This window comes from Citrobacter sp. Cb080 (assembly GCF_030334745.1).
In the GTDB taxonomy this organism is placed as follows: Bacteria; Pseudomonadota; Gammaproteobacteria; order Enterobacterales; family Enterobacteriaceae; genus Citrobacter; species Citrobacter braakii.
Genome location: NZ_JAOWDG010000080.1, coordinates 211115 through 223856 on the forward strand (window position 1 = coordinate 211115; position 12742 = coordinate 223856).

Genomic DNA, 12742 nt, shown 5'->3' on the forward strand with positions numbered 1-12742 from the left:
TAATGACAAGGGACAGAACGCGCTTTCAGTTGAGTAAAAAGGGCGGTACCAGGGATCTCAAAGGTTGGTACTGGTACCGCCAAGACTCCACACAGCTTTCTTACTTCCTGGTACCACACTGGCTACGTGATTCTGGTGCAGCATGCAGGATTCGAACCTGCGACCCACGGCTTAGAAGGCCGTTGCTCTATCCAACTGAGCTAATGCCACAACGGTAAGAGCACTGCATTCTTTTCAATCTTGGCGTTGCGACAGACTTAACAATCACAGCCAACATACAAATGCTCTTACCTGTTGTGTTCGCGGGGTCTACTTCCCTCCTGTCACGGTTCTTTCCCCGCGTCATCATGTGTTCATTCGGTACATGAAACCCATTTGTCGGGATTCCACCGACGTCCATCTGTTTTTATAGCCACTCAGATATCGTCTGGGCTGCGCCGTCTACTTCCGGCTGTCACTGCCGTCGAGAGTGCTGGCATCTCACTGACCTGATAACTCCCAGGATCAACTGGAGTGGTTGTTATCGCGACCAAAGCGCCACTGTCCAGGACATTTAAAAGGACCGTCTCCAAGTGGTAACTCTTCCAGTCCCGGTAAGAACCCTGCGAGATGCTTACCGGGACCGCCTTATGCTCCCTAAAAAGATGGCTGCCACAAAGTGTGGGAAGTGACAGCCATTACAGGATACCGAGGCTTCACCAGATGAATGTAACTATGGGTTCGTCTGGTGTGTTTTAAATGTACCTTTAGTTACTATGACGGTCAAGTAAGTTAATGTACTTTTTGTTACCTTGGAGGTGAAAAAAATGCCAGAATGATATCTGGCATTAGAAATGAGTTACTTAGATGTTCTGCGTTATCTGAACAACTTTGCCTACAATGCGGCAATTGCCATCAATGGGGATCGGCTTAAAGGCGGGATTAAGCGGCATGAGATAGGAGTAAGGGCTATCCCAAACAAGTTTCTTCACAGTCGCTTCTGCTGAACCATCAAGTATTGCTACGACAATTTTCCCATACAGGTCATCAAGTTGTCCGTAATGTGGCTCAACAATAACGATTGAGCCCTCCGGAATTGATGGAAGTCCATGTGGGTTAGTCATTGACTCACCACGAACTACCAATCCGAAAACTTCATCAGAAACGTTTGCTGTGGTTTGAGTCCATGAAATCACATCAGTAAGCCTTGAGCATGCATAGGTATCAGTCCATACCCCGGCCTGAACAGCAGAGATAATAGGAACGGCGGTAGGTGGCTTCAGGTATGGGATAACTTTGGTGTCATCTTGAGTCTCATCCCCCTTGCCGTAAAGAATCCATTCAGGAGTGGTCTGTAAAGCCATCGCAAGTTGGTGAAGGTTTTCTCCGTCAGGCTTAGTTGTACCGTTCTCCCATTTGGTAACGGACACTCTACTCACCCCAAGGCGTTTAGCCAGGGTCTGCTGAGTTATATCGAGCTGGACTCGCCGGGATCTTATTCGGTCTTTCATCTCTGTTTTCATGTAACCAATGTTACATTGATTCCTTGTAACTGTTGTTTGCTATTTAATGTACCTTTTGTTACCTTTAAGGCGTGAGTTAACCAGGAGGAACCATGCTTAAAACTGACGTCATAGAACACTTCGGAGGGGTATCAAAAACCGCGAGTGTTTTGGGAATTTCCCATCCTGCAGTGTGCCGATGGGGTGATGTGATCCCTCAGAAGCAAGCTTTTGTTATCGAACGTATCACTAAAGGCAAGCTTAAATACGATGCCAGCCTTTACCAAAAGTCTACAGACACAGCAGCTTAAACATAACTACCAAAGGAAAAGCAAGATGGTAGAGCAAACCCTGAAAGAAGTGGTGAAAGCGATGTGCAAGGCGTACCCCGGAGGCCGTCAGGCTATGGCTGGTGCATTGGGCATGTCAGAAACTCAATTCAACAACAACCTGTACGAGAAAAACGGTTGTCGTTTCTTTGAAGTCACCGAGTTGGAAGCGATGGAGGACATTTCCAACACGTCATTTGTTGCTGACTACTTTGCCAAGCGTCGCGGCGCACTGCTGGTGGACGTACCAAGCCTGGAAGATCTGGACCGTGTTGACTTGTTCAGTCGTGCAATGCGTACAGCAGCTGCAAGAGGGCAGGTTGATCAGATTATCCAGAAGGCGCTTGAGGATGGAGTGATTGAAAAGTATGAAGCCGAAGAGATTCAGGAACATCACCGCCGTCATCTGGCAGCGCGTGAAGAAGAAATCCGCGCGATTGTGGCCTTATTCAGCCGCCGTCAAAAGAAGTGACGCCAGCGAGTGTGCAGCTCCTGGCGTCGTGGCGTGTCGTATTCAGTGGAGAAACTAACGCATGAACAGTGTAAACCGATTCAGACCAGCTAAGCAATTCAGATGTTTGCCGCTGGTGGGTAAAGATGCCCAGTTCGGCTATGTGGAAATCATAAATAACGCGGCTGATGGAGGCAACTACCAGCCAGCAGACTTGATGGTAGAAGCATTTGTTCAGATGAACGAGAAGGGGCGCGAGGAATGGCTGAAGTTAACCGGCGGTTCAGAGATCACTACGGAGTTCCCGTCAGAGTTGTCCGCTGGGAGCCAGATACACAGCGCGTTATATACCTTCGAGAAGGGTACGAGCATGAGTGCTTCAGCCCTCTTGAGCAATTCCAGCGCAAATTTACAGAGTTAAAGGACGACCATGAGCAGAATATTTGACATCGTCCAGTCTATGTCTGGTCAGAAGAACGTTATTGTTCTTCCAAGGCCATACTTGCTGTTTTTCAAGGATGACCAGCAGGCCCATGCGCTCGCAGCCGTTCTTAACAACCTTGTTTTCTGGTCAGCGTTTGGTTCAGAAGATGGATGGTTCTATAAAACCCATAAGGAACTTGGCCAAGAAGCGGGTGAGCTAACTGAGGATCAAACAGAGCGACTGGTCAAAAAGATTATTACTAAATACCTTCCTGGCGTATTTGAAACGTGCTCTAAGAAAGTAAATGGCACCCCAACTAAGCATTATCGAATGGATGGTGACCTGCTTATTTCTCTAATTTTTCCTGAGAAATCTGAGACCGTGAAAGTACGGAATGGAAAGCGTGAAAGTGCGGGAACCATTCCGCGAAGCCGCGAAAACAAAACCGCGAATAACGGGAATCATGGAAATCGCGAAAGTGCGGAATCCTATCTCTATACAGACGTTAAACCAGACTTAGACATACAGACTAATAAACCTTCTTGTCCGGTTGCGGCGCAACCAGACCGTGAAGTGTTGATCACTGACCAGGCCAAATCGGTGTTATCTCACCTGAACCAGGTCACGAACTCACGCTACCAGGTTTCAACCACGTCAATGCAAAACATCCGAGCACGAATCGGTGAAGGGTTCACCGTTGAAGAGTTGTCGCTGGTGGTGGATTACTGCAACGCGAAGTGGGGCGATGACCTGAAGATGTCTGATTACCTGCGACCACAGACGCTTTTCCAGCCGTCCAAGTTCCCTGGATATCTTAAGTCTGCAAATAACTGGGACAAAGCTGGCCGACCAGAACGAGTGAATGGGGAATGGGCCCGTGAAGATGGCATCTTCAAACCCAGCTTCAAGAACACTGATTACAGCGCTATTCCACCAGGGTTCAGGGGGTGACGATGAGCATTCTGAAAACGGTACAGATGTTTATTGCCATGAACCCCGGCTCCACGACCAGGGACATCATCGAAGGTCTGACCCAATACAGCCAGGACCAACTTCAACTCACTGTTTGCCGACTTTATGGTTCAGAACTGGCAACACGTAAACGTGATGGCCGTCAATTCCGTTACTACGCGGAACCGCCAGCAGATTGCCACTTCGAAGTGTTTGAACCTACTCCTGAAGTCAGCGCCCTGATGGAAACGGCGAAAGGTCTGGAGTCGAAAGGTCTCTTTCACCGTGCTGCGACGATTTACATGGAGGCGTTCAGCGTATCAGCCATTGAATCAGAGCGAGCAGCAATACTGGCAGAACGTCAGCGCTGTCTTGGCCTGGCTAAGCCAGCAGTTATTGCCGAAGACGGATGTTATCTGGCTGGTCGATTTTCGGGAGGCCGTTAATGAACTATTCACTGATTTACGCTGATCCACCATGGGAATACGGGAACACTATCAGCAATGGCGCAGCGGAAAACCATTACGGCACGATGAAACTCATCGACATAAAACGTCTGCCCGTCTGGGAGCTGGCTGCGGAAGATTCCGTTCTGGCCATGTGGTTCACCGGTACACATACCCGTGAAGCGATCGAACTTGCTGAGGCATGGGGTTTTAAGGTTCGGACCATGAAGGGATTCACCTGGGTGAAGCTTAACGCACTGGCAGAACAGCATATCAATAAAGCGCTTCAGGCTGGTGGAGTAGAGGACTTTTACGACTTCCTCGACCTGTTGAACGCTCAGACCCGAATGAACGGTGGTAACCATACTCGCGCCAATACCGAGGATTTGCTAATTGCTACCAGAGGGAAAGGTCTTGAGCGTCAGAACGCAAGCATAAAACAGGTTATCTACAGCCCACTTGGCGAGCACAGCCAGAAGCCAGCAGAAGCTCGTTACCGTCTGGAGCAGTTATATGGCGATGTATCACGCATTGAGTTGTTCAGCCGCTGTTCGGCTCCCGGCTGGCATCACTGGGGAAATCAGGCAGAAAATCCTGATGTAATCATGTCACCTGGTTACGTTGGTAAGCCTGATGCGCTGCTGGAGGTGGCTTATGCAGGACGTTGAAGCACGTAACGCGCTTCGTAACATCGCCAGAAGATGCAACGAGGAAATAACCGCTAAACGCAAGGCGAACCCTAGTATGAATTGTGACGAAATAGCCAGGCCAATTTTTAACGGTGCCATGGGGATGGTTAAGCAACTTGGCTTTACGCCATCTCATTTGTATCTCGAAGTCGGGATTCTGAACAAGCGGATTAAGGAGCGCTGAAGTGAACAAACTTACCGTGAGACAAAGTGAAGTACTTGGTTCGATCGTGAACTATCAGCGCCGGTTCGGATTCCCTCCAACGATATGTGAACTGGCTGGGCTGATTGGTTGCTCATCACCGAACACTGCAGCGGAGCATGTGAAGGCCATAGCAAAGAAGGGATATATCTCAGTTGCGCCTGGAGTTTCCAGAGGGATTACCGTTATTTCAGCAAACGATGAGGTAGACGCGATATCGATCATCAAGTCACTCATTAACGGTGATAGCGATTCAAGAGAACGCGCCTTGTCATGGCTGGAAGCGAGAGGTGTTCAGCAATGAAATTAACGTTGCCATTCCCGCCAACAGTTAACACCTATTACCGGTCCCCTGACCGTGGTGCGTTAAAGGGTAAGCATCTGATAAGTGAGATGGGGAGGAAGTTCAAGAAGAATGTTTATGCCTCTGTTGTGCAGCAGTACGGCGGCATACCTAAGCCAGTTAACGTCAACGTTGAGGTAAACATAGTTCTTTTCCCGCCAGATAACAGACGGCGGGATCTGGATAACTACAACAAAGCGCTGTTCGACGCACTGACGAATGCCAGAGTCTGGGAAGACGATAGTCAGGTTAAACGGATGGCTATCGAGTGGGGACCGGTAGCAAAACCCGGAAGAGTAGAAATCAATATTAATCACTATAAATAACTGTTCAAACATACAGGTGACAATGCAAGCACATTTCGAAGTCTGTAAAATACGAAAACCGGCGTAGTGGGGTGCAGTCCGCTTCGCATTTCAATAAGTGGAGAAGGTTATGAATCAGTTGATGGTAATTGATGGTGTATCCGTAAGTCGTGACGTTGTTGGTCGTTATAGCCTCAATGATCTTCACCGAGCAGCAGGTGGACTTGATAAACATAAGCCAGCTTTCTGGCTTCGAAATGAACAAACGGAGCAATTAATAACCGAGTTGCAAATTTGCAACTCGGATGTACCTGAGCCAGTAAGTGTTATTAGAGGCGGAAAATTGCAGGGTACATATGTTTGCCGTGAATTAGTTTACTCATACGCAATGTGGATTAGCGCAGCATTCAATCTGAAAGTGATCAGGACGTTTGATGCCATTCAAACATCAGGAAAATCTGCAGGTGCATCCGATCGTGTTCAGGCTGGGGTAATCTTGCTTGAATCTGCTGCAAAACTGCTCAATCTTTCGAACTCATCTAAACTTGGCGCTTATCAAAAGCTCCAGCAGGTAGCAGGTTTACCGGATCTAATGCCGCATTATGCTATTGATGCTCCCGCAGGAGCCCTGGACGGTTCCAGTCGCCCGACACAGTCACTAAGTGCTCTCCTCAAAGCAAAAAATATCCGCATCACAGCGAATCAGGTTTATCACATGATGTCCAGGCTTGGCATTGTTGAGCAAAAAGAGCGCCACAGTCGCACCGGTGTCAATGGTGTTAAAAAGTTCTGGTCGCTAACTGCGAAAGGTTGCATGTACGGGAAGAACATCACCAGTCCAGCCAACCCAAGAGAAACACAGCCACATTTCTTCGAATCTAAGTTTAGTGAACTACTAAAAATAATCGACATCGTAGCCTGAGGTAACAGTGAGAGCTCTACTTACACCTGAAGTTGCACCGATGACCGGGGTAGTGATATTTCGCCCAGGCAGTGAACTGATGCATCTGTTCAGACATGGGCGTGTTCTTATCGAGCCACAGGCAGAGTCAATGGCTGAGTTACCCTCTGGCATGCTGCCGGAGACTGCTCAGGAGCTTCATAACGATCCATTGATGCGTGATGTCTTTGAAAATCAGAAGGTCATACATAGTGCTGGTGGACTCAATTCACTGGATGCCTGGCTCGAAAGAAAACTGGAATGTCAGTACCCACACAGCGAGTGGCACGATCGCAATTACACCATCACCCGGCATGCTCCTGGCTCAATCCGCACGTGCTGGGGCTGTGACTTAAAAATTCGTGATCAGTTCACTGAAGGTCTGGCGGGTATAGCCCGTGAAAACCTGGTATCCTGGCTACTGAAGGTTGTAAACGGCCAATTAGGTTTCAGTGAGGATCACATTCTGACGCTGCCGGAGTTTTGCTGGTGGATGGTCAGGAGCGACCTGGCTGATGAGATACCTGAAGCCGTAGCACATAAAGCTCTTCGTCTGAAGAAAGAGTCCCACCAGTCGGTAACACGTGAAAGCGATATTGTTCCGGCATTACCCGCCAAACAACTGGTACAGGAGAAAGCGAAAAAGATAGTGGCAATGAAGGTTGACCCAGAGACGCCGGAATCCTTCATGCTTAAACCCAAGCGTCGCCGCTGGGTGAATGAGAAATACACTAGATGGGTTAAGGCCCAGCCGTGCGTCTGCTGTAACAAGCAAGCTGACGACCCCCACCACCTGATTGGCCACGGGCAGGGTGGAATGGGTACAAAAGCACACGACCTGTTTGTGATTCCTCTGTGCAGAGAGCATCACGACGAGTTGCATGCTGATCCTGTGGCATTTGAAGCGAAATACGGCGACCAACTGGTCCTGGTGTTTCGGGTTATAGATCGTGCGCTGGCAATCGGCGTGCTTGCATGAACAGTGGAGATAACATGCGAGATATTCAGATGGTATTAGAGCGATGGGGCGGTTGGGCATCAAGCGATAATTCTGGTGTGGATTACTCCCCGATCGCGGCAGGATTCAAGGGACTTTTACCGCAGACAAGCAAAACCAGATTGTCATGTACTGATGATGATGCGCTTATCATTGAAGGGTGCCTGGCACGACTGAAAAGCCGAAAACCATACGAGCATTCACTTCTAGTCGCTCATTACCTGTACGGTATCTCGAAGCGGAAGATAGCTAAAGCGCGAAAGAAGGATGAGAAACTGATACGCATCGAGATACAGATGGCCGAGGGGTTTATTGATGGCTGCCTCTCGATGCTGGAAATTCGTTTAGAGATGGACCCGGAAGTCAAAGATTGATGCTTGAAGCCCGATTACTCGGGCTTTTTCTCCACGTCTCGAACATAGAGAATTACTGCTGATTTAATGTCACCATCGACGTGTTTTGCGTTAATACTCAGATGAACAGGTTTTCTTTCCCATTCAGCTCGCTGCAACGCTTCTTTATTTCCGGATTCATCAAGGAATACATCCTGAACTACGCAGGTTAGGCGTTGGTCGGTATCGACACGACGAACCTTAACTTTGAAGCTCTCTGGATCAGTGTTATTAACTTCTTCAATCCGGTAAATACCATCGATTCTCATTTCTGATGAGCGTCTACGAGCATTAGTAACTAACTCTTTCGCCATTTCAGAATCAATAGTAACGCCATCAATTTGGGCGCTATCTGAACGCACAAAGGATTTAACCATCTGGGTTTTAGCGTCATACGACATACGGTCCATGTTATCGAGAAGCGGCTTTTCCGCAACCATTTCCGAAATGACCCGCAGGCGTTTAGTTTCTTGCTCGCTCATGATCTGCATAGTCCGGAGATGTTCTTTCTCTCCATCCTTAGCAATTTCTGCAAGGCGAGTATCTTTGCGGTTGTCCAAGAACCGTTTAAATACTGTTACTCCGCCCCAGATGACTGCTGCGCCGAGAACAGTAAACATGATCTCAGTTGCGTTCATTTTACCAACAAGTTCCTGTGTGAGTTTGGTTAAAAAACCATCAATGTTAATTTCTACTATTGAAGAACCTTGCTCTACCGTAACTTCAATTTCCAGAGCGTCAAGTTCTTCTTTGGTCAGTTTGCGGACGTCAGGGACACCGTACTTGGCAAGGGCATATGATTTGTTGATTTGAGCCTGCATTTCAACAAAACCCTTCATGACTGAAGGTGTAAGGGATCTGTTAAATTTATCACCGGTTAATTTGATGGTAAGGTTTGGCCATCCATTGAAACTTAAGCTGTCAGGTAAACCATAACCATCAAGATAGCTTTCAAGCAAATCGAAGGCTTGCTGCTCAGATTCAATATCCACATGAATCTCATCAAACTTATCCAAAAGTATGTCCTCATTCTAAGCCAACTGTCACCGTGAGGTTTGGCAACGCCTGCTTTTCTTTTATTTTTTAGCTGTGTAGCAAGAAAATAATGGAAAAACAGATAAAAAGCACTAACGCGGTCCGCATTTTGTGGATTATTGTGTTAAGAGTGGTCACTTAGACACGTACTTAACATCATTTAAAAACCTCGCCGCAGCGGGGTTTTGTCGTATTCAGGGCTGCCAATTGGTGGCCCTTTTTATTTCCCCTCGTTCTGAGAGGACTCACAGCAATAAAGAGGGGGCTAAATGTCCGATCCGATTTCCGGTACTGGGCTGGCTGGTGGTGTCCTGACGGGGGCCAGTGTCTATGGATTTCTTTCCGGAACCGATTACGGCGTGGTGTTCGGCTCCTTTGCCGGGGCTGTATTTTACATTGCAACGGCTGCGGACCTTAGCTCAGCACGTCGGCTGGCGTATTTTGTCGTGTCCTACATCGCCGGGATCATCTGCTCAGGGCTGGTTGGTTCAAAGCTGGCTGACTGGACTGGTTACAGTGATAAGCCTCTGGACGCTATCGGAGCCGTAATCGTTTCTGCTTTAGCTGTCAAAATCCTGACGTTTCTGAATAACCAGGATGTTGGCTCGCTGGTGGCGCTGATAACGCGCCGGGGAGGTTCAGGTGGTACTAAATGACCCATCGGCAACTTTTAATGCATTGCTTTGTGCTGGGGTAGTGCTGACCTTGATGTTTTATCGTCGCGGCGACTCACGACATCGACCGTGGATATCTCGCTTAGCGTGGCTGCTTACGGTCATCTACAGCGCCGTTCCGTTGGCGTATCTGTGCGGTATCTACCCTTACTCATCGTGGGCCACTATCGGGGCCAACGTTATTTTCCTGTCTGTGCTGGTCGCCGTCAGAGGCAATGTGGCGCGGCTTATTGATGCTGTTTACAAATAAAAAATGCGAGTCGCAACGACATCGCTACAACCCGCAAAGTAGATAGAATCATTAGGATTTATCTTAAGTCTCATTGTGACTTAAATTAAATTGAATTTCATCATCTTAGGTGAATTCTAATCCCTACCATTATTAGTTGTTTAATCCGGTACACATATGAACCAATCACAATTTCAACAGGCGGCTGGTGTAAGCGCCGGGTTAGCTTCGCGCTGGTTTCCGCACATTGACGCGGTACTGAAAGAGTTCGGCATTGTTAAGCCTGAAGACCAGGCAATGTTTATTGCTCAGTCAGGACATGAATCAGCGGGATTCTCTGCGCTGGTGGAGAGCTTCAATTACACCCCTGCCGCTCTGCTGACCACCTTTGGACGCCGCATTACGAACTATCAGGCATATATGCTTGGGCGTAACAAAGAAAAAGGGCAGGTAGCCAATCAGCCAGCCATTGCAAATCTGGTGTACAGCAATCGCCTCGGTAACAAAGCATCAGGCGATGGGTGGAAATATCGTGGCCGTGGGCTGATTCAGATTACCGGTCTTGATAATTACCGCCGATGCGGAACGGGATTAAAACTGGATTTAGTCAGTAATCCTGAGTTGCTGGAAAAGGACATCAACGCCGCTCGATCAGCTGCATGGTTCTACGCCACCAGCGGATGCCTGAGCTACTCCGGCGATCTGGTCCGCATCACTCAGATTATCAATGGTGGACAGAACGGCATTAACGACCGCCGTGCACGCTACGCCAAAGCAAAAACTGCACTGGTATGAGGTCGCAATGGGACTTGAAATGATTATCGGCCTGGCTGTTGCTGTGCTGGCTGCAATTGCAGGTGCTTTTGGTCTGGGTAAATCACGCGGTACTAACATCGCTGAGACAAAAGCGGACCAGCAACGCACTGAAGAACGTGCAGCAGCTACTGAAGCCGTTGCAGAACGCCGGATAGAGACAACAAAAGGAGCCAGGGATGTACAGCAGACTGTTAATCATCTTCCTGATGACGATGTTGACCGTGAGTTGCGCGAAAAATTTACCCGTAAAACCTGAAGTAACGGACACTGCCTGTGACTGGGTGAACATCATCTACCTAACCGAGCACGACATTGAGGTAATGGATCGCCAGACGAAGAAAGACATCTTGGTGCATAACAAAGCATATATGTCGAATTGTGGAAAGTAAAAATAGAGTTGAAAACTATTGCTAGAATGCCCACACATCAGTGGGCTTTCTAGCTCATTTCGAGGATGTATCAGAAATATGCTTCGATGTTAGGATGGTAGTATTATTAATTATTATTGTAAAGCTTGCTAATTATTTGGACTATAGCTGTCCCAACAGTTACTACATTTGCGCCATTTGCAATCCATTTACTTAATCCCAATTTTTTAAGACGACGAGCAACAGAGTCAGGCTCTGGATTTTCGTCCTTACGGACATTTTCTATCAACTCAAGTAGCTTTTTCTTACTAACACCCTCAGAAAAAAGTGACGAAATTTCTGGAGGCAACTTATCTCTTATTTCTACTGCTTTTCCGTTATTAGTAAATGTGGTGCCTTCGGCTTTAATGGCAACATCAGCAGGGGCTGATATGCCAATGCCGTTATCAATGAAAGAACAATTTTTGAATGTGAAGGCGTTCATAAATCCTCTTTGAGCTTTTTGCTGTGGGTGATCTAAACATATGGTAAAAGAATTTCGCGAGAGAGTTACTGAAAAAACCTGTAATCAATCCGACAGATTTACCACATTAACCTCTAAACCATTCGATAATACGATGTTTTTATGCGTGTCGCACGCGCACATCAAAGAAAGTCTTTCAGCTGTGAGCCTGGGCAAACCGTAAACTTTCGGCGGCTTTGCCGTGCGATAGGCTCACGTCTAAAAGGAAATAGCTATGCAATTTGGCAAAAAATCAAAGTCAGGATTGAGGGTGTTTATTCGCAATGACGGAATGATCGTCAGCGATAAAAAGGGAAGAGCACGCATCATTATCGGTGTGCTCGGTGATGATAAACATGCCTTACGTGGTGGTCGTCCTTCTACCTTCAAACAGTTATGCCGCGCTTAAAAGGGAGTGAATATGGCTGAGAAAATTATTACGCTATCTGGCGCTGCTAATGAAGTGCTTTATGCGCTGTTTTTCCGTGGCGCGTTGCTGTCTGGTGATCTGCCTTCTAAATCTGGCACAGCCGAATTGCGCGAGCTTGGTTTTGCTGAAACCAGACATACAGCAACTGAATACCAGAAAGAAAATCACTTTACCTTTCTGACATCAGAAGGGCAGAAATTTGCCGTTGAACACCTGGTCAATACGCGCTTTGGTGAACAGCAATATTGCGCTTCGGTGACGCTTGGCATTGATATTGATACCTCCGCTGCACAGAAGGCAATCGACGAGCTGGACCAGCGTATTCGTGACACCGTCTCCTTCGAACTTATTCGCAATGGAGTGCCATTCATCAGGGACGCCACTATCACCAGTGATGCTATCCATGCAGCGGCAATAGAAACATCTCACCCGGTGATCAATATTTACAACATCGGCTTTGGTGTTCGCAGTGATGATGCCAATCTTGAAACAGCACTTGAAAATGCTGCTGAGAGCGCGGCTCTGGACGCAGCAAAGCAAGTGGCAGCAGACAAGAAAGCAATGGATAAACGTTTGATGGCGGCATCCGTTGACCGACGAGAGCTCAAGATCTTGTTGGATGAGTGGATTAAAGAGAGTATCCAGCTTAATTGCAAGCCAGGAGGATTGATCTGGAGTATAACAAGAAAATGATAATCATTATCATTTAATGGGTCCTTTCCGGCGATCCGGCCTGTT

The 12742-nt window shown here is 47.6% G+C and carries 21 protein-coding genes and 1 tRNA gene; 18 read left to right on the forward strand and 4 right to left on the reverse strand.

Annotated features, from left to right (window positions below; translation table 11 throughout):
- Positions 1-133: 133 nt before the first annotated feature.
- Both OGV38_RS19915 and OGV38_RS19920 read right to left on the reverse strand, forming a co-directional pair.
- Positions 134-210: transfer RNA gene (locus OGV38_RS19915), tRNA-Arg, on the reverse strand.
- A gap of 632 nt (positions 211-842) precedes the next feature.
- Entirely contained in the window at positions 843-1502 is a 660-nt protein-coding gene (locus tag OGV38_RS19920; RefSeq protein WP_072284236.1) for a LexA family protein, read from the reverse strand.
- A 92-nt stretch (positions 1503-1594) separates the two neighbouring features.
- On the opposite strand from OGV38_RS19920, the gene OGV38_RS19925 reads away from it, so the two are divergent.
- The 12 genes from OGV38_RS19925 to OGV38_RS19980 all read left to right on the forward strand — a co-directional run bounded on the left by OGV38_RS19925 (position 1595) and on the right by OGV38_RS19980 (position 7932).
- A complete protein-coding gene (locus OGV38_RS19925; protein WP_032207801.1) occupies positions 1595-1792 on the forward strand; it encodes a Cro/CI family transcriptional regulator in 198 nt (65 codons plus the stop codon).
- Positions 1793-1817: 25 nt separating this feature from the next.
- Entirely contained in the window at positions 1818-2282 is a 465-nt protein-coding gene (locus OGV38_RS19930; RefSeq protein ID WP_138828645.1) for a YmfL family putative regulatory protein, read from the forward strand.
- A 240-nt stretch (positions 2283-2522) separates the two neighbouring features.
- On the forward strand, positions 2523-2708 hold the full coding sequence (locus tag OGV38_RS19935) for a DUF4222 domain-containing protein (RefSeq protein ID WP_071524480.1): 186 nt from the start codon (positions 2523-2525) through the stop codon (positions 2706-2708).
- The gene (locus OGV38_RS19940) at positions 2692-3636 is read left to right on the forward strand and encodes a conserved phage C-terminal domain-containing protein (RefSeq protein ID WP_065944720.1); all 945 of its coding nucleotides are present in this window, start codon (positions 2692-2694) and stop codon (positions 3634-3636) included. Before OGV38_RS19935 ends, OGV38_RS19940 begins: the two co-directional genes overlap by 17 nt.
- Before the next feature lie 2 nt (positions 3637-3638).
- Positions 3639-4082 carry a hypothetical protein gene (locus OGV38_RS19945; RefSeq protein ID WP_286474552.1) on the forward strand — a complete coding sequence of 148 codons (444 nt, stop codon included), beginning with the start codon at positions 3639-3641 and terminating at the stop codon, positions 4080-4082.
- A complete protein-coding gene (locus tag OGV38_RS19950) occupies positions 4082-4750 on the forward strand; it encodes an MT-A70 family methyltransferase (RefSeq protein ID WP_286474555.1) in 669 nt (222 codons plus the stop codon). The genes OGV38_RS19945 and OGV38_RS19950 overlap by 1 nt, the downstream gene beginning before the upstream one ends.
- A complete protein-coding gene (locus OGV38_RS19955; RefSeq protein ID WP_257663932.1) occupies positions 4737-4955 on the forward strand; it encodes a hypothetical protein in 219 nt (72 codons plus the stop codon). Before OGV38_RS19950 ends, OGV38_RS19955 begins: the two co-directional genes overlap by 14 nt.
- 1 nt (position 4956) lies before the next feature.
- Positions 4957-5277 (forward strand): LexA family protein, encoded by a 321-nt coding sequence (locus OGV38_RS19960; protein WP_286474563.1) that lies wholly within the window; start codon positions 4957-4959, stop codon positions 5275-5277.
- Entirely contained in the window at positions 5274-5642 is a 369-nt protein-coding gene (locus OGV38_RS19965; RefSeq protein ID WP_048231595.1) for a RusA family crossover junction endodeoxyribonuclease, read from the forward strand. The genes OGV38_RS19960 and OGV38_RS19965 overlap by 4 nt, the downstream gene beginning before the upstream one ends.
- Positions 5643-5751: 109 nt before the next feature.
- Positions 5752-6543 (forward strand): KilA-N domain-containing protein, encoded by a 792-nt coding sequence (locus OGV38_RS19970; protein ID WP_180836747.1) that lies wholly within the window; start codon positions 5752-5754, stop codon positions 6541-6543.
- A 7-nt stretch (positions 6544-6550) separates the two neighbouring features.
- On the forward strand, positions 6551-7540 hold the full coding sequence (locus OGV38_RS19975) for a DUF968 domain-containing protein (RefSeq protein ID WP_286474572.1): 990 nt from the start codon (positions 6551-6553) through the stop codon (positions 7538-7540).
- Positions 7541-7554: 14 nt separating this feature from the next.
- Positions 7555-7932, forward strand: coding sequence for an antiterminator Q family protein (locus tag OGV38_RS19980; protein ID WP_008323293.1), 378 nt, complete (start codon positions 7555-7557; stop codon positions 7930-7932).
- Positions 7933-7946: 14 nt separating this feature from the next.
- Here OGV38_RS19980 and OGV38_RS19985 read toward each other — a convergent pair whose 3' ends face one another.
- On the reverse strand, positions 7947-8966 hold the full coding sequence (locus OGV38_RS19985) for a hypothetical protein (protein WP_061549814.1): 1020 nt from the start codon (positions 8964-8966) through the stop codon (positions 7947-7949).
- Between the two features lie 288 nt (positions 8967-9254).
- On the opposite strand from OGV38_RS19985, the gene OGV38_RS19990 reads away from it, so the two are divergent.
- The 4 genes from OGV38_RS19990 (at position 9255) to OGV38_RS20005 (ending at position 10960) form a co-directional block, all read left to right on the forward strand.
- On the forward strand, positions 9255-9641 hold the full coding sequence (locus OGV38_RS19990) for a phage holin family protein (protein WP_061549813.1): 387 nt from the start codon (positions 9255-9257) through the stop codon (positions 9639-9641).
- A complete protein-coding gene (locus OGV38_RS19995) occupies positions 9628-9909 on the forward strand; it encodes a phage holin family protein (RefSeq protein ID WP_286474583.1) in 282 nt (93 codons plus the stop codon). Before OGV38_RS19990 ends, OGV38_RS19995 begins: the two co-directional genes overlap by 14 nt.
- Before the next feature lie 156 nt (positions 9910-10065).
- Positions 10066-10683 (forward strand): glycoside hydrolase family 19 protein, encoded by a 618-nt coding sequence (locus tag OGV38_RS20000; RefSeq protein ID WP_286474585.1) that lies wholly within the window; start codon positions 10066-10068, stop codon positions 10681-10683.
- Positions 10684-10690: 7 nt separating this feature from the next.
- The gene (locus OGV38_RS20005; protein ID WP_286474588.1) at positions 10691-10960 is read left to right on the forward strand and encodes a hypothetical protein; all 270 of its coding nucleotides are present in this window, start codon (positions 10691-10693) and stop codon (positions 10958-10960) included.
- Between the two features lie 239 nt (positions 10961-11199).
- Here the strand turns inward: OGV38_RS20005 and OGV38_RS20010 are convergent, their stop codons facing one another.
- On the reverse strand, positions 11200-11556 hold the full coding sequence (locus OGV38_RS20010) for a hypothetical protein (RefSeq protein ID WP_100272247.1): 357 nt from the start codon (positions 11554-11556) through the stop codon (positions 11200-11202).
- Between the two features lie 253 nt (positions 11557-11809).
- Between OGV38_RS20010 and OGV38_RS20015 the strand changes: the two genes are divergently transcribed.
- Together OGV38_RS20015 and OGV38_RS20020 are read left to right on the forward strand one after the other, a co-directional pair.
- Positions 11810-11983 (forward strand): hypothetical protein, encoded by a 174-nt coding sequence (locus OGV38_RS20015; protein WP_286474592.1) that lies wholly within the window; start codon positions 11810-11812, stop codon positions 11981-11983.
- 12 nt (positions 11984-11995) lie between these two features.
- The gene (locus OGV38_RS20020; protein WP_286474595.1) at positions 11996-12697 is read left to right on the forward strand and encodes a Fur-regulated protein; all 702 of its coding nucleotides are present in this window, start codon (positions 11996-11998) and stop codon (positions 12695-12697) included.
- Positions 12698-12742: the final 45 nt, after the last annotated feature.

Coding starts and splice junctions, on each gene's coding strand:
- OGV38_RS19920 (WP_072284236.1), bottom strand. CDS start 1,502: ATGAAAACAGAGATGAAAGACCGAATAAGATCCCGGCGAGTCCAGCTC.
- OGV38_RS19925 (WP_032207801.1), top strand. CDS start 1,595: ATGCTTAAAACTGACGTCATAGAACACTTCGGAGGGGTATCAAAAACC.
- OGV38_RS19930 (WP_138828645.1), top strand. CDS start 1,818: ATGGTAGAGCAAACCCTGAAAGAAGTGGTGAAAGCGATGTGCAAGGCG.
- OGV38_RS19935 (WP_071524480.1), top strand. CDS start 2,523: ATGGCTGAAGTTAACCGGCGGTTCAGAGATCACTACGGAGTTCCCGTC.
- OGV38_RS19940 (WP_065944720.1), top strand. CDS start 2,692: ATGAGCAGAATATTTGACATCGTCCAGTCTATGTCTGGTCAGAAGAAC.
- OGV38_RS19945 (WP_286474552.1), top strand. CDS start 3,639: ATGAGCATTCTGAAAACGGTACAGATGTTTATTGCCATGAACCCCGGC.
- OGV38_RS19950 (WP_286474555.1), top strand. CDS start 4,082: ATGAACTATTCACTGATTTACGCTGATCCACCATGGGAATACGGGAAC.
- OGV38_RS19955 (WP_257663932.1), top strand. CDS start 4,737: ATGCAGGACGTTGAAGCACGTAACGCGCTTCGTAACATCGCCAGAAGA.
- OGV38_RS19965 (WP_048231595.1), top strand. CDS start 5,274: ATGAAATTAACGTTGCCATTCCCGCCAACAGTTAACACCTATTACCGG.
- OGV38_RS19970 (WP_180836747.1), top strand. CDS start 5,752: ATGAATCAGTTGATGGTAATTGATGGTGTATCCGTAAGTCGTGACGTT.
- OGV38_RS19980 (WP_008323293.1), top strand. CDS start 7,555: ATGCGAGATATTCAGATGGTATTAGAGCGATGGGGCGGTTGGGCATCA.
- OGV38_RS19990 (WP_061549813.1), top strand. CDS start 9,255: ATGTCCGATCCGATTTCCGGTACTGGGCTGGCTGGTGGTGTCCTGACG.
- OGV38_RS20000 (WP_286474585.1), top strand. CDS start 10,066: ATGAACCAATCACAATTTCAACAGGCGGCTGGTGTAAGCGCCGGGTTA.
- OGV38_RS20005 (WP_286474588.1), top strand. CDS start 10,691: ATGGGACTTGAAATGATTATCGGCCTGGCTGTTGCTGTGCTGGCTGCA.
- OGV38_RS20010 (WP_100272247.1), bottom strand. CDS start 11,556: ATGAACGCCTTCACATTCAAAAATTGTTCTTTCATTGATAACGGCATT.
- OGV38_RS20015 (WP_286474592.1), top strand. CDS start 11,810: ATGCAATTTGGCAAAAAATCAAAGTCAGGATTGAGGGTGTTTATTCGC.
- OGV38_RS20020 (WP_286474595.1), top strand. CDS start 11,996: ATGGCTGAGAAAATTATTACGCTATCTGGCGCTGCTAATGAAGTGCTT.